General features: G+C 68.0%; 17 protein-coding genes and 1 pseudogene. 7 read left to right on the forward strand and 11 right to left on the reverse strand.

All coding sequences use genetic code 11. The features are described 5' to 3' along the window. Positions 1 to 21 precede the first annotated feature (21 nt). Positions 22 to 891: an SPFH domain-containing protein gene (locus tag ACO2Q2_RS03675; protein ID WP_423254416.1), complete on the reverse strand. Its 870-nt coding sequence runs from the start codon at positions 889 to 891 to the stop codon at positions 22 to 24. A 156-nt stretch (positions 892 to 1047) separates the two neighbouring features. Between ACO2Q2_RS03675 and purT the strand changes: the two genes are divergently transcribed. Both purT and ACO2Q2_RS03685 read left to right on the forward strand, forming a co-directional pair. Beyond that, entirely contained in the window at positions 1048 to 2238 is a 1191-nt protein-coding gene (gene purT / locus ACO2Q2_RS03680; protein ID WP_423254417.1) for a formate-dependent phosphoribosylglycinamide formyltransferase, read from the forward strand. Between the two features lie 50 nt (positions 2239 to 2288). Further along, positions 2289 to 3799, forward strand: a pseudogene (locus ACO2Q2_RS03685) (FMN-binding glutamate synthase family protein). Between the two features lie 87 nt (positions 3800 to 3886). Here ACO2Q2_RS03685 and ACO2Q2_RS03690 read toward each other — a convergent pair. The 6 genes from ACO2Q2_RS03690 to ACO2Q2_RS03715 form a co-directional block, all read right to left on the reverse strand. Then, positions 3887 to 4597, reverse strand: coding sequence for an arginyltransferase (locus ACO2Q2_RS03690; RefSeq protein WP_423254418.1), 711 nt, complete (start codon positions 4595 to 4597; stop codon positions 3887 to 3889). Positions 4598 to 4631: 34 nt separating this feature from the next. Then, on the reverse strand, positions 4632 to 4778 hold the full coding sequence (locus ACO2Q2_RS03695; RefSeq protein ID WP_423254419.1) for a hypothetical protein: 147 nt from the start codon (positions 4776 to 4778) through the stop codon (positions 4632 to 4634). Between the two features lie 211 nt (positions 4779 to 4989). After that, on the reverse strand, positions 4990 to 7866 hold the full coding sequence (locus ACO2Q2_RS03700) for a TonB-dependent receptor domain-containing protein (protein ID WP_423254420.1): 2877 nt from the start codon (positions 7864 to 7866) through the stop codon (positions 4990 to 4992). 193 nt (positions 7867 to 8059) lie between these two features. Beyond that, a complete protein-coding gene (locus ACO2Q2_RS03705; RefSeq protein ID WP_423254421.1) occupies positions 8060 to 10180 on the reverse strand; it encodes a M13 family metallopeptidase in 2121 nt (706 codons plus the stop codon). A gap of 125 nt (positions 10181 to 10305) precedes the next feature. Then, positions 10306 to 10530 carry a hypothetical protein gene (locus tag ACO2Q2_RS03710; protein WP_423254422.1) on the reverse strand — a complete coding sequence of 75 codons (225 nt, stop codon included), beginning with the start codon at positions 10528 to 10530 and terminating at the stop codon, positions 10306 to 10308. Between the two features lie 133 nt (positions 10531 to 10663). Further along, a complete protein-coding gene (locus ACO2Q2_RS03715) occupies positions 10664 to 11314 on the reverse strand; it encodes a DUF502 domain-containing protein (protein ID WP_423254423.1) in 651 nt (216 codons plus the stop codon). 135 nt (positions 11315 to 11449) lie between these two features. Between ACO2Q2_RS03715 and ACO2Q2_RS03720 the strand changes: the two genes are divergently transcribed. Beyond that, complete coding sequence (locus tag ACO2Q2_RS03720) at positions 11450 to 12217, forward strand: hypothetical protein (RefSeq protein ID WP_423254424.1); 768 nt, start codon at positions 11450 to 11452, stop codon at positions 12215 to 12217. Positions 12218 to 12350: 133 nt separating this feature from the next. Here ACO2Q2_RS03720 and ACO2Q2_RS03725 read toward each other — a convergent pair whose 3' ends face one another. The 4 genes from ACO2Q2_RS03725 to trxA form a co-directional block, all read right to left on the reverse strand. Further along, complete coding sequence (locus tag ACO2Q2_RS03725) at positions 12351 to 13997, reverse strand: ArnT family glycosyltransferase (protein WP_423254425.1); 1647 nt, start codon at positions 13995 to 13997, stop codon at positions 12351 to 12353. Positions 13998 to 14002: 5 nt separating this feature from the next. Then, complete coding sequence (locus ACO2Q2_RS03730; RefSeq protein WP_423254426.1) at positions 14003 to 15700, reverse strand: phospholipid carrier-dependent glycosyltransferase; 1698 nt, start codon at positions 15698 to 15700, stop codon at positions 14003 to 14005. Positions 15701 to 15815: 115 nt separating this feature from the next. Then, positions 15816 to 16289 (reverse strand): DUF4442 domain-containing protein, encoded by a 474-nt coding sequence (locus ACO2Q2_RS03735; protein WP_423254427.1) that lies wholly within the window; start codon positions 16287 to 16289, stop codon positions 15816 to 15818. A 312-nt stretch (positions 16290 to 16601) separates the two neighbouring features. After that, positions 16602 to 17468 (reverse strand): thioredoxin, encoded by an 867-nt coding sequence (gene trxA / locus ACO2Q2_RS03740; RefSeq protein WP_423254428.1) that lies wholly within the window; start codon positions 17466 to 17468, stop codon positions 16602 to 16604. Between the two features lie 158 nt (positions 17469 to 17626). Between trxA and ACO2Q2_RS03745 the strand changes: the two genes are divergently transcribed. The 4 genes from ACO2Q2_RS03745 to ACO2Q2_RS03760 are packed head-to-tail and all read left to right on the forward strand — an operon-like array spanning position 17627 to position 21163. Further along, complete coding sequence (locus ACO2Q2_RS03745; RefSeq protein WP_423254470.1) at positions 17627 to 18253, forward strand: paraquat-inducible protein A; 627 nt, start codon at positions 17627 to 17629, stop codon at positions 18251 to 18253. Further along, a complete protein-coding gene (locus ACO2Q2_RS03750; protein WP_423254429.1) occupies positions 18250 to 18870 on the forward strand; it encodes a paraquat-inducible protein A in 621 nt (206 codons plus the stop codon). The genes ACO2Q2_RS03745 and ACO2Q2_RS03750 overlap by 4 nt, the downstream gene beginning before the upstream one ends. Next, positions 18867 to 20543, forward strand: a complete 1677-nt coding sequence (locus tag ACO2Q2_RS03755) for an intermembrane transport protein PqiB (protein WP_423254430.1) — start codon at positions 18867 to 18869, stop codon at positions 20541 to 20543. Before ACO2Q2_RS03750 ends, ACO2Q2_RS03755 begins: the two co-directional genes overlap by 4 nt. After that, the gene (locus ACO2Q2_RS03760) at positions 20540 to 21163 is read left to right on the forward strand and encodes a PqiC family protein (protein ID WP_423254431.1); all 624 of its coding nucleotides are present in this window, start codon (positions 20540 to 20542) and stop codon (positions 21161 to 21163) included. The genes ACO2Q2_RS03755 and ACO2Q2_RS03760 overlap by 4 nt, the downstream gene beginning before the upstream one ends. The last annotated feature ends 102 nt before the right edge of the window (positions 21164 to 21265 follow it).

A 21265-nucleotide genomic window follows, 5' to 3' on the forward strand; every position in this document is an offset into this window, starting at 1 on the left:
GGACGGTCATCGTCGCGCTCCTCAGTTGTACAGGCTGCCGGCGTTGACCACCGGCTGGGTGGCGCGATCGCCGCACAGCACCACCAGCAGGTTGCTGACCATGGCCGCCTTGCGTTCTTCGTCGAGCTCAACCACGCCCTGTTCGCGCAGCTTGTCCAGCGCCATCGCGACCATGCCCACGGCGCCTTCCACGATGCGCTCGCGTGCCGCGACGATGGCATCGGCCTGCTGGCGCTGCAGCATCGCCTGGGCGATCTCCTGCGCGTAGGCGAGGTGACTGATGCGTGCCTCGATCACCTGCACGCCGGCCTTCTCCAGCCGTGCCTGGATCTCGTCGCGCAGGTGGTTGTTGATCACTTCGCCGTGGCTGCGCAGCGAGGGCTTCTTCTCATCGTGCGCGTCATAGGGGTAGTTCTGCGCCATCTGGCGCAAGGCCGATTCGCTCTGGATGTGCACGAAGTTCTCGTAGTCGTCCACGCAGAACACCGCCTCGGCCGTGTCCAGCACCTGCCACACCACCACGGCCGCGATCTCGATCGGGTTGCCGTCGTTGTCGTTCACCTTCAACTTGCCGCTCTCGAAGTTGCGCACCCGCAGCGAGACGCGGCGGCGGCTGTAGAACGGGTTGGTCCAGCGCAGACCGGTTTCGCGGGCGGTACCGGCGTACTTGCCGAACAGCTGCAGCACCTGGCCGTCGTTCGGCGCCACCTGGAAGAAGCCCTTCAGGAGAAAGGCCGTCAGCACCAGCAGCCCGATCCCCACAAGAAAGTGCGTGCCCGGCTCCACCCCTGATTTCAAACCGACCAACTGGCTGACACTGATCGCCGCCAGCACCAGGCACACCACGACAAACGGAATGCCCGCGATCGAAAACCCCTTGCGCTCGTTCATGACCTTGCCTCCCTGAAGTTGTGAACATTGGATATCAAATTGATATCACATTGCAAGTGCCGGCCGTCGCCGTTGGTTGTTACGCGTTGGTTGTTACGCGGGGGTGGCGGTGGAAGCGGCCACTACAATGTCGGGTCAACCGATCCGGAGACCCGCATGAAGCCTTTCGGCACGCCGCTTTCGAACCGCGCCCTGCGCGTGCTGCTGCTCGGTTCGGGCGAGCTGGGCAAGGAGGTGGCGATCGAGCTGCAGCGCTTCGCCGTGGAGGTGATCGCGGTGGACCGCTACGCCAACGCGCCGGCGATGCAGGTGGCGCATCGCAGCCACGTGATCGACATGCTCGACGACGCCGCGCTGCGCGCGATGATCGAGGCCGAGCAGCCCGACCTGGTGGTGCCGGAGATCGAGGCGATCCACACGCCCACGCTGATGGAGCTGGAAAAGGGCGGGCTGACGGTGATCCCCACCGCGCGCGCCGCGTGGCTGACGATGGACCGCGAGGGCATCCGTCGCCTGGCCGCCGAGGAACTGCAGCTGCCGACCTCGCCGTACCGCTTCTGCGACGATGAGGCGCAGTACCGCGCCGCCGTCGAGGCGCTGGGTTTCCCGTTCGTGATCAAGCCGGTGATGAGTTCTTCCGGCAAGGGCCAGAGCGTGGTGCGCGATGCCTCGACGCTGCAGGCCGCGTGGGATTACGCCCAGGCCGGCGGGCGTGCGGGCAAGGGGCGGGTGATCGTCGAGGGCTTCGTCGATTTCGACTACGAGATCACCCTGCTCACCGTGCGCCATCGCGGCGGCACCGCGTTCTGCGCGCCGATCGGCCATCGCCAGGAAGACGGCGACTACCGCGAGTCGTGGCAGCCGCAGCCGATGAGCGGCGCGGCGCTGGCCGAGGCGCAGCGCCAAGCCGCGGCGGTCACCGCGGCGCTGGGCGGTCGGGGCGTGTTCGGCGTGGAGTTTTTCGTCAAGGGCGACACGGTGATCTTCTCCGAGGTGAGCCCCCGCCCGCACGACACCGGCCTGGTCACGCTGATCTCGCAGGACCTGTCCGAGTTCGCCCTGCACGCGCGGGCGATCCTCGGTCTGCCGATTCCGCTGATCCGCCAGCTGGGGCCTTCGGCGTCCTGTGCCAAGCTGGTGGAGGGCGAAGGCGCGGCGCCGCAGTATTTCGGTGTGGCCGAGGCCCTGGTCGAGCCGGACACGCAGCTGCGCCTGTTCGGCAAGCCTGCGGTGAACGGCCGCCGGCGTATGGCGGTGACGCTGGCGCGCGACGAGAGCATCGAGGCGGCCAAGGCCAAGGCGATCCGGGCGGCGGCCGCGCTGCGGGTGGAACTGCCGAGCGACTGAGCGCGGCGCGCTGCGGTCATCACACGATCCACGACGGGAGAGAGCAGGGCATGGAGACATCCGGATTTGCACATTGGCTGATCGTGGCGGTGCAGGCGTTCGCCGCGCTGTTCCTGCTGCTGCTCGCGATGGGGGTGGCGCTGCTGCTGGTGACCTGGTTCGTCGACCGCAACCAGACGTCCAACTCGGTGTTGCGCAATTTTCCGGTGATCGGGCATTTCCGCTACGGCTTCCTGCGGCTGGGCGAGTTCTTCCGCCAGTACCTGTTTTCCAGCGACCGCGAGGAGTTGCCGTTCAACCGCGCCGAGCGCGTGTGGGTGTACCGCGCGGCGAAGAATGCGAGAACACCAACGCCTTCGGCTCCACCCGCGACCTGCGCGCCGAGGGCGTGCCGTTCTTCGTCAACGCCGCGTTCCCGGCGCTGGGCGACCACCACGTGGAGCCCAAGCCGCTGCGGATCGGGCCGTACGCGCGCGAGCCGTACGACCACGCCGCGTTCTTCAACATCTCGGCGATGAGCTTCGGTGCGTTGTCCGCGCCGGCGGTGCGTGCGCTGTCGATCGGCGCGGCGCGGGCCGGCATCTGGATGGACACCGGCGAGGGCGGCTTGGCGCCGTACCACCTGGAAGGCGGTTGCGACATCGTGTTCGAGATCGGCACCGCCAAATACGGCGTGCGCACGCCCGATGGCCGGCTCGACGACGACAAGCTCACCGCGATCTGCGCCCACAAGCAGGTGAAGATGGTCAGCATCAAGCTCGGTCAGGGTGCCAAGCCCGGCATGGGCGGGCTGCTGCCGGCGGCCAAGGTGACGCCGGAGATCGCCGCGATCCGCGGCATTCCGGTGGGGCAGGCTTCGCAAAGCCCCAATCGCCATCTCGACATCGCCAACGTGGCGCAGCTGATGGACGCCATCACGCATATCCGCGAACTCACCGGCAAGCCGACCGGCTTCAAGGCGGTGTTCGGCGACATGCGCTGGATCGTCCAGTTGTGCGACGAGGTGGACCGCCGCGGCGTCGAGAGCGCGCCGGACTTCATTATCGTCGACGGCGCCGAAGGCGGCACCGGCGCCGCGCCGCAGACGCTGATGGAAGGCGTCGGCCTGCCGCTGCGCGAGGCGCTGCCGGAGCTGGTGAACACGCTGATTGCGCGCGGCCTGCGCCAGCGCATCAAGGTGATCTGTTCGGGCAAGTGCATCACCGCCTACGACGTGGCCTGGGCGCTGGCGATGGGGGCGGACTTCGTCAACTCCGCGCGCGGCTTCATGCTGGCGCTGGGCTGCATCCAGTCGCTGCAGTGCAACCGCAACACCTGCCCCACCGGCATCACCACGCAGAACCCGCGGCTGCAGCGCGGCCTGGTGGTCACCGACAAGAGCGAAAAGGTGTACCACTACGCGAAGAACGTGATGCACGAAGTAGGCATCATCGCGCACAGCTGCGGACTGGACGACCCGCGCCAGCTGGATCGCACGCACTGCCGGGTGGTGGGCGACGACGGCGTCTCGGTACCGCTGGAGAAGCTGTTTCCCTACCCGCAACCGGCGACACGTAGTTAGGCCCTGGTAGGAGCGCATCCTGTGCGCGAATGCTCTTGCTTTGATGTGTGGATCAGGGGCAAAAGCATTCGCGCACAGGGTGCGCTCCTACACGGTGGGCATGACCACCCAGCCGTCCGGTCCGCGCACCTGCAGCGGCTGGAAGCGGCGCTTGTAGTCCATCTTAGGATGGCCGTCGATCCAGAAGCCCAGGTAGACCCAAGGGATACCGCGGCGGCGGGCCAGTTCCACCTGCTGCAGGATCGCCCAGGTGCCCAGGCTGCGCGCGGTCTCGTCCGGATCGAAGAAGGTGTAGACGGCCGACACGCCGGTGGGGCAGACGTCGGTCACCGACACGCCTAGCAGACGCTGGCCTTCGCGGAATTCCAGGAACAGCGTGGGGCTCCACGGTGCGGTGAGGAAGCGACGGAAGTCGCTGGCCTCGGCCTCGTCCATGCCGCCGCCGGCGTGGCGCGTGCGCAGGTAGCGCTCGTACAGCGCGTGCCGTTCGGCGTTGTAGCCGGGAGTGCATTCGAGCAGGGTAAGGTCGGCGTTGCGCTTGAGGCAGCGTTTCTGCGCGCGGTTCGGCAGGAAGTTCGCCACGTCGATGCGGCAGGGCGTGCACGCCTTGCACTGCGGACAGTTGGGGAAATACAGGTGCCCGCCGGCGCGGCGGAAGCCGCGCTCCAGTGCCGGCCCGTACAGCTGGTCCAGCTGCGGGGCGGCCGGATCGATCACCAGGTTCTGCGCCGTGCGCTCGGCAAAGTAGCCGCAGGCGTGGGGCAGGGTCTGGAACAGGCGGACGCGTTCGGAGCGCATGACCCCGATTCTATGCCTGCATCGGTGTGGCGGATCAATCGTCATGCCCGATCGTCGGGCGGAACGGCCGCGGACCGCCATCGGCGCAGTTCTGCCGTGACGACGGCCCGGCATCGGGTATGGTTTCCAGAACGGGTTCTCCCGTCCGGCCCACGTCGTGCAGCATGGCGCGGTGATTCATGGGCCGCGCCGTGCTGCCAAGCGGTGCGCCCGGTTTACTGCGCGCGATGCATGGCGCACTGGGCGGGCAGCAAGCGGCCGCCGGTGGAAACTGCTAATAGTGCTTCGCTATTCTTTGAACTAGTTTCCGATTGGCTCGGATGACCTTTTGCAGGATGTCATGGGCCTTGGCCGCCCCGACGAAGGGCTTTATTTATTTCGCAAGCACTACACTAGAAGCGGAAGTCCGCCTGCAAATAGGTGAAGCGGCTTGGCAGATCGTAGGTGGATGCATCGTAGCCATTGAGCGAGCACGATACGCACACTGGCGGCTTGCGGTCGAACAGGTTGTTGATGCCGGCAGTCAAGGTGACGTCCAGGCTCAGCGGAAGTTTCCAACTGGCGCGCAGGTCGCTGTAGGCGGTCGCTCCCAGGTCATGCGTGCCGTTTGGACGGGTAGGCGTGATCTCATTGGGATGCGAGCAGATCGCAAACCCGGCGGCACTGGCACAGTCCTCCTTCAGGCGGCTCATGTAGCGCAGCTTGTAGTCCACGGTCCAGGCTCCCCGGGCCCAGCCCAGACCGAGGTTTGCACTGAGGCGCGGGATGGCGCTGTCGGTGAGTTCCAAACCGACGGACCGTGGCTCCTGTGCGCCCACGCCGTTGATGGCGCGGTACGCGGAAACGTAGGTGCCCTGCAGATTGGCGTTGAACTGGCCCATGCCAGACTGCGGACCGCGCCAACTCACCCCGAAATCGTAGCCGCTCGTGTTGACCCGGCCGAGGTTCTGCAGCGTGTTGTCGAAGCCGTCGATATTGCCGGTGGCGTTGCGATGGATACCTTCGCAGAAGACCGAACCGGGATCGCCACTGGCTACGCAGCGATTGAGCTTGGTCTGCGCATCGAGCGCCTGGATCGAGTTGGAGATCTTGATTCGATAATAGCCAACGGTGAAGTCCATCTTTTGCGACCAGGCGTTGCCTGCCGCCCAGCCGGGGCTGTAGACGGCGCCCACGGTCGTGCTGCGCGAAGTCTCCGGCTTCAGCGCGCTGTTTCCGCCCGTACGCACGGAGATCTGCGGGTTGGGCTGCGCGTAGCCCGCCGGTACGCCCAGGGCGGCGCAGTTGGCCGAGGTGACGCCGGAGCAAGGATCCTGCAGCGTGGCGTCGAAGCGCGCAGGCGAGCCGAACAGTTCGCCGATCGACGGTGCGCGGAACCCCTGCGCGACGGTGCTGCGCAAAGTGAGATCGTCGAATACCTGCCAGCGCAGTCCGAGCTTGCTGTTGGTGGTGCCGCCGAAGGTTGAATAATTCGAGTGCCGGGTGGCGGCGGAGAGATCCAGCGATTTCACGCCTGGCAGATCCTTGAGCAGCGGCGCGTTTACCTCGAGGTAGTACTCGTTGATCGAATAGCTGCCCGAGGTCGGGAGCGAGGGGACGCCATTGGACTCGCCGGCAACCACCACCGCATCGGGCTGGTAGGAGCCGTTGTAGCTGCGGTGTTCGTAGCCGGTGGCGAAAGTCAGCGCGCCGGCAGGCAGGTCGAACAGATCACCGGAGAAATTGGCGGTGTACAGCCGGATCTTGTTCTCGCTGGAATCATGCTCGATGTACTGGATGTACTGCAGCATCGCCGGCGTGATGGTGCCGGGACCACCAAAAATGTTCAGTGGCACGCAGGTGCCGGTGCAGCCTGCCAACGGTCCGAGCGCACGCTGGATGTGGGCGATGTTGTAGGTCCCGGTGACGGTCTGTGTGGCCTTGTTGCTGCCGTCGGCGAAGTTGACGTCCCAGTAGTAGTCGTGGTCTCCGATACCGAACGATCCCTGGAGGCCGGTGGCGAAGTAATAGGTGTCCACGTCCTGCTGGTAGCGGCGCGGTCCCCCTTCGACCGGACGACGACCGATCATGATCAGGTTGCCGTTCGCGGGGTCTGCGCTCAGCGTATAGCCGAGCGGATTGTAGGGATTGGTAACGTCCACGCCCACGGTATCGGCCAACCCGCCGGTACCTGCTCCGGGGCCGAGGAAGATCGGCTCGGGTGCTGCCTGGTTGAGCGAAGTGCGGCGGTTGTAGAGCCCCTTTACGTACCAGGTGATGTCGCCGGTGAGGTTATAGCGCGTCTGTGCGAATACAGACTTGCGCTCGTTCGGCGTGAGCAGGAGGTTGTACGGAGCAAAGTTGAAACGGTCTGCAGTGGAGAAATTGTGGAAGTCCGCAGGGTAGTTCGCGGCGCCTGATACCGGGCCGTTGAGCGTGATGTCCTGGGTCTGTCCCGAGGGATCGTTGAAAATGAAGCGTCCGGTAGGGGTTGCCGAACTGCAGTTGGCAAGCCCGGTGCCGGGGACGCATTGGCCACCCGATTGCGCCCATGCCCCTGAGCCGATCGAGTCCTGCTTGACGTAGTTGAAATCGACGAAGTACTCGCCGCGGTCGGTGCGACCGCCGAACGACAGGTCGGCGTTTCGGGTGGCTCCACCCTTGAGGTTGTTGTAGTCCCCGTAATAGATGCTGGCGGCGCCGCCTTGTTGTGTGCGCTTAGTAATGATGTTGACCACACCGGCGATCGCATCGGAGCCGTAGAGTGACGAGGCGCCATCCTGAAGGATTTCGATACGGTCGATGATGCCTGTCGGAATCGTATTGAGATCCACCGCGGCGGATACGCCGGAGGCGGAGCTCTCGTTGACCCAACGCAGGCCGTCCACCAGAACCAGGACGCGCTTGGCGCCGAGGTTGCGCAGATCCAGCGTCGCCGAACCCGAGCCGACACCGCTGCCATCGGGGGGGAAACCGAAGTTGCCCGCCGAATTGAACTTGGTGTTCAGGGCCGAACCCGAGGAACTCAACTGCTGAAGGATGTCGCCAATACTGGTAAGGCCCGCCTTTCTGATCTCGGCGGAGGTAATGGTGATTACCGGCACCTGGGTTGCCATGTCGGCCCCCTTGATGCGCGAACCGGTGACCTCGATGGCCTGCAGCTTCGTAACAGGTTGCTGACTCTTGTCCTGGGCTGTGGCGTCCTGTGCTCGGGCCGGAGCAGAGAGTGCGGTGACGATGGCCATTGCGAGGGTCGATATGTACAGCGCGCGGCGTGATATCGGATTCATATGGCTACCCATTTGGCGTTGGATGGATGTTCTCGGTGGAACTCCGGCGGCGCCCGCGCGCCGACTGGACGACTGTAAGGATTTTGTTATGGGTTTGCCATAGCCCGGGCAGTGCGCTGCGGGAAAACAAAAACAGACGCCGCGCGGAGCGCGGCGTCTGTTGGAAGCGAGCAAACCGGATCGGCGGTGTGCCTTACCAGATCTTCACCTGCTGCTCGCCGGTGCGGACCATCGCGTCGCCCGGCTTGCATTGGAACGCCGCGGCGAACGCCGGCATGTTCGACGGCGCGCCGATCGCGCGCAGCGAGGCCGGTGCGTGCGGATCGGTGTTGAGCTGCAGCAGCGCCTGCTTGTCGCGGATGCTGCCGCGCCAGACGCGCGCCCAGTTGAGGAAGAAGCGCTGGTCTTCGGTGTAGCCGTCGATCTTCTTGCCGGCTTCCTCCGGGTGCTTCTTCAGTGCGACCTGCAGCGCGTCATAGGCCACGTTGAGGCCGCCCAGGTCGGCGATGTTCTCGCCCAGGGTCAGCTTGCCATTGACGTGCGCGTCCGGGTGCGCCTTGATCGGCGTGTACGCGTTGAACTGCGCCACCAGCTTGTCGGTGCGCTCATCGAACTTGGCGCGATCCTCCTTGGTCCACCAGTTCTTGTTGTTGCCGTCGCCGTCGAACTGGCTGCCCTGGTCGTCGAAGCCGTGGCTGGCCTCGTGGCCGATCACCGCGCCGATGCCGCCGTAGTTGATCGCGTCGTCGGCAGTGGCGTCGAAGAACGGCGGCTGCAGGATCGCGGCCGGGAAGTTGATCGTGTTGTCGGTCGGGTTGTAGTACGCGTTGACCGTCTGCGGGGTCATGCCCCACTCCTTGCGGTCGGTCGGCTTGCCGATCTTGTCCACGTCGTAGCGGTAGTTGAACTTGCCGGCGGCCATCACGTTGGCGTAGAAGTTGTCCGGCGTGATGTTCAGGCCGGACCAGTCGCGCCACTTGTCGGGGTAGCCGATCTTGGGCAGGAAGGTGTTCCACTTGGCGATCGCCTTGGCCTTGGTTTCGGCGCTCATCCAGTCGAGGTTCTCGATGCGCGCCTTCAGCGCGTTGCGCACGTTGTCGACCAGTTCCTTCGCACGCGCCTTGGCTTCCGGGGTGAACTCCTGCTTCACGTAGAGCTCGCCCAGCGCCATGCCCATCGCACCGTTCACCGTGCCGAGCACGCGCTTCCACAGCGGCTTCTGCTCCGGCTGGCCGGAGAGGGTCTTGCCGTAGAAGTCGAACTTGTTGTCGGCGAACGCCTTGGTCAGGTAGGGCGAGGCGTCGTCGATCACGTGGAAGCGCAGGTAGGCCTGCCACTGGCTCACCGGCGCCTTGGCCAGCAGCCGATCGAACTCGGCGAAGAACTTCGGCTGCGACAGCGAGAAGCCCTTGTCGATGCTGACGTCCTGTGCCTTGAAGAACTTGTCCCAGCTGAAATGCGGGGTGACCTTGTCGGCGTCCTTGACGCTGACGAAATGGTACTGGTGCTCGGGCGTGCGCAGATCCACCGGCGCGAAGGAGGCCTTGGCCAGCTCGGTCTCGAACGCCAGCACCTGGTCGGCCTGCTTCTTCGCGTCCTCGGCGGACACGCCGGTGAGCTCCAGCGTCTTGGCGATGTAGCCGAGGTAGGCCTTGCGCTCGTCGGCGTGCTTCGGATCGAGGTAGTAATCCCTGGTCGGCAGGCCCAGGCCGCTCTGGAAGGTGTAGCCGATCTGCATGTCGGCGTGCTGGAAGTCGGCGCCCGAGCCGAACGAGAACACCTGCTGGTCGCCGTCGGCAAAGCTCTTGATCAGGTAGTCGGCCACGTCGTTGCCGTTCTTCAGGCCGGCGATGGCGTCGAGCTTGGGCTTGATCGGGTCGAAGCCGGCCTTTTCGCGGGCGGCCTCGTCCATGCCGGACTGGTACAGGTAGCCGATCTTCTGCTCGATCGAGCCCGCCGGCGCGCTGGCGGCGTTCCTTGCGGCGTTCTCGACGATGGTGTGCTGGGTGTTGAGGCTGTCCTCGGCAAGCTTGTCGAACGCGCCCCAGCGACTGCGGTCGTTCGGGATCGGGTTGGCGGCGACCCACTTGGCGTTGACGAAGCCGTTGAAGTCCTGGCAGGCGTTGATGTTGGAGTCCAGCTCGCTCACGTCGAACGCGCTCTTCGGCGCCGGTGCGGCTGCCGCGGTGGCGGCGGTGCCGGCCTTGGCCGGCGCGGCAGCCGGAGCGGCGGCCTGTTCCTGCTTGCCGCAGGCGGCCAGCGAGAGCGCGAGGCTGACGCCGAGCGTCAGGGGTTTCAGGTACGGCTTGGTCATGGATGTCCCTCTGTGGATGGTTTGCCGGCAGGCAAGTGTCGAGCGCGGGTTCTGACCGGCCCGGCAGGCGGTGGTCGTAACTTTCGACGCTAGGCCAAGCGTCATGGGTCAGACAGTGTCAAAGGTCAGGGGTGGGGGCGGGCGGCGTCGCGGCGTCGGGGGAGCCACGCACGCATCTCCGGCGCGTCGGCCTTGAGATAGTCGCGGTCGAGGTTGCCCGCATGGATGCCGGCCTGCAGCAGCACGACCGGCTTGTGCGCGGCGCGCGCCGCGTCGGCGAGCGTGGTCCAGTTGGTGGCACGGTCGCGGCGGCCGGGCGGCAGCTTGTCGGCGAGGATCGGTCGGGGCATTAGGTGTCCTGGATGAAAGCGATATCGGCTGGACTGTAGGAGCGCACCCTGTGCGCGACCGCGCGGTGGCAGCGCCACGGAATGCAATGCCGCCCATGCGCCAACGCCAACCGGTCGCGCACAGGGAGCGCTCCTACAGCGGCACGCGGCTGGCGGGCAGGGTGTCCGGGGCTACCGCGCCGCCGGAGATAATGAAGGCCATGGCTTGGTCCATCGTCCAGTCGGTCGGCGTGAGCTCGTCCACCGGCACCACCACCAGGTAGCCGCCGGTCGGGTTGGGCGTGGTGGGGATGTACACCGCGGCCATCTCGCGGCCGCTGCCTTCCTCGGTCATCACCCGGGTGACGAAGCCGGCCACCTTCATGCCGGGGCGGGGAAAGTCGATCAGCACCACGCGCTGCGTGTTGGAGGGCTTCTGCTGCAGCGCCGCCATCAGCTTCTTGGTGCCGCCGTAGATGGTCTGCACCAGCGGAATGCGGGTGAGCAGGCCGTCGAAGGCGCCGATCAGGCGACGGCCGATCATGCGGTTGGCCAGCCAGCCGACCAGATACAGCCCGAGCATTGTGAGCAGCAGCGCCAGGATGGCGAGGATCCAGCCGTGGTCGAGCGCGGCGGCGGCGTCGGGCGCGGCCAGGCCGAGCGCGCGGCGCACCAGCGTGGCCATCGGCGCGCCGAACCCGGCGAGCACGCCGAACACGAACTTGAACACCAGCCAGGTCACCCACAGCGGCAGGAAGGTGAGCAGGCCGGTGAGTACGTAGCGTTTGACGCGCAGGGGTCGCATCGGAGCGGCATCCTCGGGGAGGGAAAGCGTTCGATTATAAGCGCCGACCGGCCGCGGGCCGACCGCGTCGACGGGTGGTGTGATTTTTTTCCGCGACGTGCGAATCATGCTGGCAATCGGGGAACAGGATTTTGCATGCGCACCGCCAGTCACTCACCGCAGTTCGAGGCGCTGCTGCACGAGCATCGCGGGATCATTCTCAAGGTGGCGGCCGTCTACGCCAGCATGAGCATGGAACTGGACGAGATGAAGCTGGCCTGGCAGGCGCTCGATCGGCGGCTGATGCAGCAGCAGGTCTTTCACCTGCAGCTGTACCGCGATAGCCGGATGGACCACGTGCGGCGACGACTGCGGCCGCTGGCGTGGGGCCTGGTGCTGCAGCTTCCGCTGGGCATCGTGCTGATGCTGTGGGGGATCAGTTTCTGGTCCAGCCATGGGGACGACGTGGGTTCCATGATCAGCGGCATCGCCATGCAGGTGTTCGGCACGCTGGGGGTGATCTTTCCGGCGCGGACGCTGGTGATGGTGTGGGGTATCGACTATGCCGCGCCGGTCCTGGAGATCCAGCGGCGCATCGCCGATCTCCGCGCCTGGCGCGTCAAGGTGGAGGCGCCGGTCTTCGCGGTGCTGGGCAGCGTGATCTGGATTCCCGCCTTGCTGATGCTCGCGCAATACGCGGGTGATCGTGCCGGCGTGACCGTGTGGGGCCACGTCCGTCCGGGATTCGTGGTCTGGCTGGTGCTGTCCACGGCGGTTTCGCTGGCCGTGGTCGGCCTGGCCTACGTTGTGCTGCGGCGCCTCGGGCTGCTGCGGTGGCTGGCGAACCTGGCCGCCGGCAAAGCGGTGCAGCGCGCGGAATCCGAGCTCGATGCAATGATCCGTTTCGAGCGGGAGAACGGCTGAAACGGTTGCCCAGTGCGTCCGCCTCTGAGGCCGTGCCCGAATCCGCATGCACGCGCGGGAGCCTCATCGCAGAGGGCCGAGCGGCAGGCGGTTACTGCCTTCGGGCGCAGGTGAGCCGGGCGTGCGGTGGATTTCAGTGGCAGGGCGTCACTGCCTGCGGCACATACGCCGCCGCAGGCCGGATCGCCAGCCACACCCCGCGGAAGCGCTGCACGTGCAGCGCCGGGCAGGCGCGGGCCTCGGCTTCGGTCTTCGGGTAGGTGACCACCACACCCTGCGGGTGGGTCGCTGCCCATTGGCGCAACGCCCCAGGGCCGGCGCCTTCGTCGAGCGGCCGGGTCAGCCGTCCGGCGAAGGTGAACTGGCCGTTGTAGCTCTCGTTGTTGAAGATCGGACGCCCTTCGGCCTGCGCCTGCGCCAGCACCCGGGAGGCCTCGCGCAGGTCGAAGGCGTGCCACCAGGTCAGGGTGAACAGGGTGGCGATCGCCAGCACGCCGAGCAGCGCCGAGAGCACGATCTTCTCCAGCTCCGCGCCGCGGGTGGCCAGCAGCGCAGCCAGCAGCAAGAACGCCATGCCGAAGCCGCCGCTGCGGGTGGCGAAGGACTGCAGCATCGGCGAGTGCACCATGCCGTGCGCCACCAGCGTCGGCAGGGCCAGCAGTCCGATCCCCAGCAGCAGGGTGACCAGGGCCAGCGGCCAGGGGGCGGCCCAGCGCGAGGTCGTCGTCGGCGCGTGCGCCAGCGCCGCGGCCAGCAGCAGGGCGAAGCCGGCGTACTCGGGCAGCAGGTAGTACGCCTGCTTGCCAGAGACCAGCGAAAAGCCGAGCAGCACCGGCGCCAGCCAGGCGGCCAGGAAGCGCAGGCCGTCGTCGTGCCGCAGCGGCAGGCGGGCGATGCGCAGCCACGGCCGCGGCCACAGCACGAACGGGAACACCAGCGCCGGCAGCATCGGCAGGTACCACCACCACGGCTGCCGGTGCGCGAACGCATCGACCACCCGTCCCGCGGTCTGGTGGAACAGCAATTGCTGCCGGTACGCCTCGCCACCCGCCGCGCCGGCGCTCAGCGCCCATGCGATCAGCACGGCCAGGGCCGCCAGCAGGGCCAGCGCGCCGGTGGCGTACCAGCGCCTGCGGTGGCGGGAAGCCCATGGCTGCCACAACGGACCCAGCAGCCAGGGCAGGCCGACGTGCAACAGCATCACCGGCCCCTTGGCCAGCAGGCCCAGGGCCATCGCGGCGGCGAAGCCGGCGAGGTTCGGTCGTGCGTCGCCGGGGCCGGGGCCGGGGCGCAGCGCCAGCAGGGCCGCCAGCACACAGTCGGCCAGCAGCACCTCGTACATCGACTGCAGCCCGAACAGGAACGCGTAGCTGAAGCTCATCAACAGCAGCGGCGCCGCGTAGGCCACCACGGGCCGGTCGGGGAACAGGCGTCGCGCGAGGCGCAGGCACAGCACCAGTTCCAGGCCGCCCAGCAGCACCTCGAGCAGGCGCGGCCAGCCGTCGCCCACCCCGGTGACCGTCCAGCCGGCGTGGATCAGCCAGAACAGCAGCGGCGCCTTGTCGCTGTAGGGCGCGCCGTTGAGGTAGGGCACCAGGAAGCTGTGCCGCTGCCACATCTCCCACGCCACCGCGAGGGTGCGGGTGGAATACATCGGTATCGGGCCGTGCTGGAAGATCGCCACCAGCGCCACGCCGAACCACAGCGCCAGCCAGCCGGCGAGCCGGCCCGCCGGTGCATGCCGATGGCCCGGGGATGCCGGGACCGGGTTCGACCGCACGCCGCTCACCGGGCCGGCTGGCGGGCGATGACGACACCCGTCGGCAGTTGGCCCAGCACCACGTGCGGCAATCCACGCTGCGCGAGCACGGCCATGTCGCGCTCGCTGACCAGCGCCACCCCGTGCGCGGAGGCGCGCCAGCGCGCTTCGAAGGCCGCGAGGGTGGGCAGGTAGCCGTCCGGGCGGGAGTCGATGAAGGGCGTCAGATCGTCGCGCTGCTGCGCCACGATGGTCACCGGGCGTCCGAGGTAGAACGGCAGGCCGCGGACGAAACCGCCGACCATGTAGACCGGCGTGTCCGCCGCGAGTGCAGGCGCCATGAGCCGGGCCACCGGCTCGGCGGAGCGCGGCCCGACCCAGGCCTGCGATGCCAGCATGACGAACGTCCAGCCGACGATGCCGGCCAGCGCAAGCCCATGCACGGCCGCATCATGGTGGTCGCGCCGGGACAGCCGGCAGGCGGCATACGCGGCGGCCAGCGCCATCACCGCCAGTCCCGCGGCCAGGCCGCCCAGCGCCATCGGCATGCCGGCGTGCGCGGCATCGTGCGCGCCGGTGAGGGCCGCGACCAGCGCCGCGACCGCGCCGACCCCGGCGAGCCAGCCCGTCACGCGCATGCGCCGCGCCAGCGCCACCTGCGGAAGCCGGGCCGCGGCGCGACCCAGCAGCAGGGCCGCGGCCGGAAACAGCGGCAGGATGTAGAGCGGCAGCTGCGAGTGCGACAGCGAGAAGAACGCGAATACCACGCCGACCCAGGCCAGCAGCAGCCGCTCCGCCGGCGCCCCGCTCCACATCGCCTGCCAGCCGCTGCGGGTGAACGGCACCAGGGCGGTCCAGGGAAACAGCCCCAGCAACACCACCGGGATGAAAAAACCAGGCGGCTTGCCGCGGTTGTCGGCGGCCGTGAGGAAGCGGGTGAAGTGTTCGCGGATGAAGAAGTAGTCGAAAAACTCCGGATGCCGTCGCGTCACCTCGACAAACCACGGCGCCGACACCGCCAGCAGCAGCGCCAGGCCGGGCAGCAGCGAAATGCGCCCGAGCACGCGCCAGTCGCGTTGCCACAGCATGTAGACGGCCAGCACCATGCCCGGCAGCACCACGCCGACCAGGCCCTTGGAGAGCACCGCCAGCGCCAGCGCCGCCCACATGCCGAGATTGATCGCCGTGCGGTGAGGCGCCGAGGCGGGATCGAACTGCGCCACCATGAAGCAGGCCATGCCCAGTGCGAGGAATGCCGCCACGCCCAGGTCCAGCGTGTCGAGGTGTGCACCGACGGCGAACAGCATGCCGCTGCCGAGAATGGCGGCGGCGTAAAGCCCGGTCGCCCGGTTCCACACGCGCCAGCCGGCCCAGGCGATGGCGCCGATCGCCAGCGCGCCGGTCAGTGCGCTCCACAGCCGTGCCACCCACGGCTCGGTGCCCAGCAGCACATAGGCCAGCGCAGTGCCCCAGTAGTGCAGCGGCGGTTTGTCGAAGAACAGGAAGCCGTTCAACCGGGGCGTGATCCAGTCGCCGCTGGCGAGCATCTCGCGGGCGACCTCCGCGTAGCGGCCTTCATCGGGCTCGCCCAGGGCGCTGCGCATCAGGCCGGCGATCCAGGCCACGCCCCACAGCAGGGTGACGAGCAGCGAGAGCAGGCTGGCGCGCTCGGCGCGTGCCTGGAGGGATCGTGGGGCAGGGGCGCCGGAGTGGGCACTCAGCATGTCGAAAAAGGCCGCGGGGTGGGGGCATCCTGCCGAATATCACGCCAATGTGACGCAGGACTCTTTCAGGACTTTTTCAGCATGCCTGCCCGGGCGGCGCGGGTATTACGCAGGATCAATCCGGTGCGTCACCGGTCCGGCGCCTGGCGGGCCGCAGCCGTACGTAGAGCTGCTTGCGCACGCGGGCGATCACCTCGCCGTCGAAGGTGGTGATGTCGGTCTCGAACCAGCGCAGCACCTTGTCACCGCCCGCCGCCGCGGTGCGCAACTGATCGACCACTGCCGGTTCGAGCTTGAAGTGGGCGTAGACGTCTTTGCGGCCGGGCGCCACGAAATCGATGGTGCCAGCCTTGTCCCACACCAGGTAGTCGCGGCCCAGATGGTGCATCACCAGCAGCATCCAGAACGGGTCGGTCATCGCGAACAGGTTGCCGCCGAACTGTGTGCCGACGTAGTTGCGGTTCCACCGGCGCAGGCGCAGCACCACGCGCGCCTCGCGCCAGTCGTCGCCGAGCTCCAGCACGCGGATGCCGTTGCACAGGAACGGCGGCCACAGGTTGAGCAGGCGGCGGAAGGTGCTGGGGCGCATGTGTGCGGGGTCGAGGCGGAAGCGCGAGAGTTTGCCATACAGTGGCGTATGGGTGCGCTGGCGAATGCGTGGAGAGCCCGGCCTGCCTGAGGTCTGCTGACGCCGTGATCGGTCGGGGCTGAAGCCCCTCCCACAGTTCCCTGCGTGCTCACCGGCACCGTGTGGGAGGGGCTTCAGCCCCGACGGTCCGATGGCCGCAGACCGGACAGGGTATGCACACCGCCGGTTCCCATCGCTCGGGTCGCCGATGAGCACGGCCACGCCTTGCCGGGTCACGAGCCAACGCCGGGCGACGCGCCCGCCCGTGGCCGATCAGAACAGCAGCGAGGCCATGCGGCGGCGGTAGCGGCCGACCAGTTCGGCATCGTCCAGCGTGGCGAAGGCGGCGAGCAGGCGCTTCTTCGCGGCGCCGTCGTTCCAGTCGCGCGCTTTTTCCAGGATGGCGAGGAACTGGTCCAGGCCTGCGGCGGCATCGTCCTCCAGCAGCAGGCGCACGCCGAGCAGGTCGCGCGCGGCCCAGTCGGACGGATCGGCGGCCACCCGCTGGCGCAGGGTGGCGAGATCGGGGGCGCCGTCGAGCGCACCGGCCAGCTCGAGCTGGCTGCGCAGGCGCATCGCCCGCGCGTCGGTGGCGAACCTGGCCGGAAGGGCGTCCAGCTCGGCGCGCGCGCCGGTGACGTTGCCCACGCGCATCAGTGCGAGCGCGAGATCGAGCTTCAGTTCGTCCTGCTCCGGGGCGGCGGCGATCGCCTGCTGCAGGCGGTTCACCGCATCTTCCGGCGACTCGCCGGTTCCGGCCGCGGTTTCCTCCTCGGCCGGCGCGCCCTCCAGCGGCCGCACATGGCGCGACAGGAACTCGCGCAGCTGGCCCAGCGGCAGCGCGCCGGCGAAGCCGTCGAGGATCTGGCCATCCTTCACCAGCATCACGGTGGGTATCGAGCGGATGCCGAACATCGCGGCCAGCTGCTGGTGCGCGTCCACGTCGAGCTTGCCCAGCCGGAAGGCGCCATTGTACTCGGCGGCGAGCTGCTCCAGCAGCGGACCCAGCGTCCTGCACGGCTCGCACCAGGTGGCCCAGAAGTCGACCAGCACCGGGGTATCCAGCGAGGCCTGCAGCACGTCGCTTTCGAAGTTTTCCTGGGTGACGTCGAAGACGTGCGGAAGGGCGGAATCGGTCACGGCGATGCTCCAGGCGGCGATGGCGCCCGAAGATCAGGGCAGCGGCCAGCATATCAAGGGTCGCGCGGCGTCCGCGGTGGTCGTATCCGGTTCAGCGCCGCACGGCGAGATTTGCGAGAATCGCCGGGATGACCTGCTCGGAACACGGCACGACCCGCATGGGCACCACCACGCCATCGACCACCGCCGGGCTGCTCATCTGCGAGCATTGCGACACGGTGTACCGCCGTCGCCCGCTGGCGCGCGGCGAGGTGGCCTGCTGCGAGCGCTGCAATTTCGTGCTCGAACGTCATCCCCGGCTCGGTCCCGACCAGCTGCTCGCGCTCACCGCCACGGCGATGGTGGTGTTCGTGCAGGCCAACATCTGGCCGATCGTCACGCTGGAATTCAACGGCCGTCCGAGCAGCACCACGCTGTGGGGCACCATCGTCACGATGTGGCGGCAGCACGCCGAAGTGGTGGCGGTGCTGGCCGCGCTGACGCTGTTCTTTTTCCCGCTGCTGAAGATGGCGCTGTTCGGCTGGGTGTTCTGGTTCGCCCGCCGCGGCGAGCGCGGGCCGGGTTTCCGCAGCGCAATGATCGCGCTGCATTACCTGCGGCCGTGGACGATGAGCGAGGTATTCGTGCTCGGCGCGATGGTGGCGATCGTCAAGGCGCGCGTGTATTTCGACGTGGTGCCCGATCCAGGCATCTTCGCCTACGGCGCGCTGATGCTGCTGATCACCGTGTTCGGCGGCATCGACCTGCGCCAGCTGTGGGACGTGACGCGGGAGCGGCGCCGGTGAGCGCGCTGCCGCGGGCCGGCGAGCTGGGCCTGATCGGCTGCCACGTCTGCGGACTGGTGTGCCGCGACCCGCACGGCGACGACCTGGCGTGCCCGCGCTGCGGGGCGCACCTGCACCGGCGCAAATCCGCCAGCCTCAGCCGCACCTGGGCACTGCTGATCGCCGCCTTCATCTTCTACCTGCCGGCCAACCTGTTGCCGATCATGCGCACGGTGAGCCTGGGCGACGTGGACGACAACACCATTCTCAGCGGCGTGGTGGAGCTGTGGGTGAAGGGCTCGCCGGACCTGGCGGTCATCGTGTTCACGGCGAGCATCGTGGTGCCCATGCTTAAATTCTTCGTGCTGGGTCTGCTGCTGGTCAGCGTGCATCGCCGCAGCGACTGGGCGCAGCGGCAGCGGGCGATGCTCTATCGGCTGGTGGAATTCATCGGTTACTGGTCGATGCTGGACGTGTTCGTGGTGGCGCTGCTCACCGCGCTGGTGCGCTTCGGCGTGCTCAGCCAGGTGGAGCCGCTGCCGGGGGTGATCTATTTCGGCCTGACCGTGGTGGCGACGATGCTGGCCTCGATGAGCTTCGATCCGCGCCTGATCTGGGACAACGAAGGACGACGATGACTGAAGAAACCGCTCCGTCCGGCGACGACCTGCCGCAGCCCGTGGTGCAGCGGCGCCGCATTGGCGCCTCGCTGATCTGGCTGGTGCCGATCCTGGCGACGCTGGTGGGCCTGTCGCTGGTGGTCAACGCCTGGCTGCAGGCCGGGCCGAACATCAGCATCACGTTCAATTCGGCCGAGGGGCTCGATTCGGGCAAGACGCCGGTGAAATACAAGAACGTGGTGATCGGCAAGGTCACCCGCATCAGCCTGAGTCCGGATCGCAGCAAGGTCCGCGTGCGGGTGGCGCTGGACAAGAGCGCCGAGGATTTCGCCATGGCCGATACCCGCTTCTGGGTGGTGCGCCCGCGCATCGGCCTGGGCGGGGTGTCCGGTGTCGACACACTGCTTTCCGGTGCCTTCATCGGCGCCGACGTGGGCACCTCGAAGGAGGAACGCGACCACTTCACGGGTCTGGAGCAGCCGCCCGCGGTGACCCACGGCGCGCCGGGCAGGCGCTTCACGCTGCACGCCGACGATCTCGGCTCGCTGGACATCGGCTCGCCGGTATATTTCCGCCGCATCCAGGTCGGGCGGGTGTCGTCGTATGCGCTGGACAAGGACGGCAAGGGCGTCACCTTCCAGATCTTCGTCGACGGCCCGTACGACCGGTTCGTGACCAGGTCGTCGCGCTTCTGGAACGCCAGCGGGCTGGACGTGTCGCTGGGGGCCAACGGCCTGAAGGTGGATACGCAATCGCTGGCCGCGGTACTGGCCGGCGGCGTGGCGTTCCAGGATCCGCCCGGGCCGCACGACGCCAGTGCCGCGCCGGAGGGTTCCAGCTATCGCCTGTTCGGCGACAAGACCACCGCCATGGCGCCGCCGGACGGCCCGCCGCAATACATCCGCATGCGCTTCGACCAGTCGCTGCGCGGGCTGGCGGTGGATGCGCCGGTGGAATTCCTGGGCATCAACATCGGCCGGGTGGCGTCGATCAACATGGACTATGACGCCAAGCGCGAACGCTTCCCGGTGACCGTCGGGGCGGTGATCTATCCGCAGCGTCTCGGCCGCGCCTACGACAAGCTCGCCGCCCAGGCCCGGGCGCACGGCGAGGGCGGCGACCTGGCGCCGATGATCGGCAAGCTGGTCGCCCACGGCCTGCGCGCGCAGGTCCGCACCGGCAACCTGCTCACCGGTCAGTTGTACATCGCGCTGGACTTCCTGCCGAAGGCGCCAAGGGTGGACTTCGATGCCTCCGCCAGTCCGCTGGAAATCCCCACCGCGCCGGGCAGCTTCGACAAGCTGCAGGAGCAGCTGGTCGAGATCGTCGACAAGATCCACAAGATCCCGTTCGACAGCATCGGCGTGCATCTGGACGACGCACTGGCCAACCTGGACAAGACGCTCAAGCAGGTCCACGGCGAGATGCTGCCGGAGTTCAAGGGCACGCTCCAGGACGCCCGCCGGACATTGGGCACCACCCGCAGCGCGCTGTCGCCCGACTCGCCGCTGCAACAGAACCTGCAGGGTACGCTGCAGGAACTGCAGCGCATGGCGCGCTCGCTGCGCGTGTTCAGCGATTACCTCGGCACCCATCCGGAGGCGCTGATCCGCGGCCGCAAGGCCGATCCGGCGCCGTCCAGACCCGCGCCATCCAACCCGCCCAAGCCCGCTGCCGGGAGCCAGCCATGACGCGCCTGATCCATCTGCTGTCCCGTCGCCTCGCGCCGGTCGTCGCCGCGCTGGCGCTGGGTGCCTGCGCCTCGGCGCCCACGCACTACTACACGCTGATCGCGCCCGCCGCCGACGTGCCTGCCGCGACCTTGCCGGGGCTGCCGTTCGAACTGCTGCCGGTGGGGGTGCCGGCACAGGACGACCAGCCGCAGCTGGTGATCCGCCAGGGCGGGCAGGGGGTGGCGCTGCTTGAAGGTCATCGCTGGATCGCCCCGCTGGGCGATGAGATTCGCGGCGCGCTGTCGGCCGACCTGTCGCAGGCGCTGGGCCGTCCCGACGTCAGCGGACTGGCCCACGAAGGCACCGGCGTGGCGCGGATCAAGGTCGACGTGCGCCGCTTCGATTCGCAGCCCGGGGGGTACGCGCTGCTGGAGGCGGCGTGGAGCGTGCGCGTGCTCGGCGGCGATGTGCCCGGACGCACGCTGGCCTGCACCAGCCGCTTCAACCAGGCTGTGGCCGGCGCCGGCTACGACGCCCTGGTGCAGGCCCATCAGCAGGCATTGGGCCGGCTGGCGGGCGAGGTGGCCGAGGCGGTGCGCGCGCTGGCGGCCGGCAGCGAGCGCTGCCCCGGCAGCTGAACCTCCGCGATCCCGCCGGCGCCGGCTTGTCGGCGCCGGCTTGGCGGGGGCTCGGCGCTTGGGCTAGGCTGGTCGGCTACGTGCAGCGGCGGGTCCACCGGC

This window comes from Dyella sp. KRB-257, from assembly GCF_049445995.1.
GTDB lineage: Bacteria > Pseudomonadota > Gammaproteobacteria > Xanthomonadales > Rhodanobacteraceae > Dyella_A.

What these genes read in the sequence shown, in the direction of transcription:
- ACO2Q2_RS03760 (WP_423254431.1), top strand. Translation starts at nt 20,540, where the DNA reads ATGACGCGCCTGATCCATCTGCTGTCCCGTCGCCTCGCGCCGGTCGTC.
- ACO2Q2_RS03695 (WP_423254419.1), bottom strand. Translation starts at nt 4,778, where the DNA reads ATGAATCACCGCGCCATGCTGCACGACGTGGGCCGGACGGGAGAACCC.
- ACO2Q2_RS03745 (WP_423254470.1), top strand. Translation starts at nt 17,627, where the DNA reads ATGGGCACCACCACGCCATCGACCACCGCCGGGCTGCTCATCTGCGAG.
- ACO2Q2_RS03755 (WP_423254430.1), top strand. Translation starts at nt 18,867, where the DNA reads ATGACTGAAGAAACCGCTCCGTCCGGCGACGACCTGCCGCAGCCCGTG.
- ACO2Q2_RS03705 (WP_423254421.1), bottom strand. Translation starts at nt 10,180, where the DNA reads ATGACCAAGCCGTACCTGAAACCCCTGACGCTCGGCGTCAGCCTCGCG.
- ACO2Q2_RS03715 (WP_423254423.1), bottom strand. Translation starts at nt 11,314, where the DNA reads ATGCGACCCCTGCGCGTCAAACGCTACGTACTCACCGGCCTGCTCACC.
- ACO2Q2_RS03700 (WP_423254420.1), bottom strand. Translation starts at nt 7,866, where the DNA reads ATGAATCCGATATCACGCCGCGCGCTGTACATATCGACCCTCGCAATG.
- ACO2Q2_RS03675 (WP_423254416.1), bottom strand. Translation starts at nt 891, where the DNA reads ATGAACGAGCGCAAGGGGTTTTCGATCGCGGGCATTCCGTTTGTCGTG.
- ACO2Q2_RS03735 (WP_423254427.1), bottom strand. Translation starts at nt 16,289, where the DNA reads ATGCGCCCCAGCACCTTCCGCCGCCTGCTCAACCTGTGGCCGCCGTTC.
- purT (WP_423254417.1), top strand. Translation starts at nt 1,048, where the DNA reads ATGAAGCCTTTCGGCACGCCGCTTTCGAACCGCGCCCTGCGCGTGCTG.
- ACO2Q2_RS03690 (WP_423254418.1), bottom strand. Translation starts at nt 4,597, where the DNA reads ATGCGCTCCGAACGCGTCCGCCTGTTCCAGACCCTGCCCCACGCCTGC.
- ACO2Q2_RS03720 (WP_423254424.1), top strand. Translation starts at nt 11,450, where the DNA reads ATGCGCACCGCCAGTCACTCACCGCAGTTCGAGGCGCTGCTGCACGAG.
- ACO2Q2_RS03730 (WP_423254426.1), bottom strand. Translation starts at nt 15,700, where the DNA reads ATGCTGAGTGCCCACTCCGGCGCCCCTGCCCCACGATCCCTCCAGGCA.
- ACO2Q2_RS03710 (WP_423254422.1), bottom strand. Translation starts at nt 10,530, where the DNA reads ATGCCCCGACCGATCCTCGCCGACAAGCTGCCGCCCGGCCGCCGCGAC.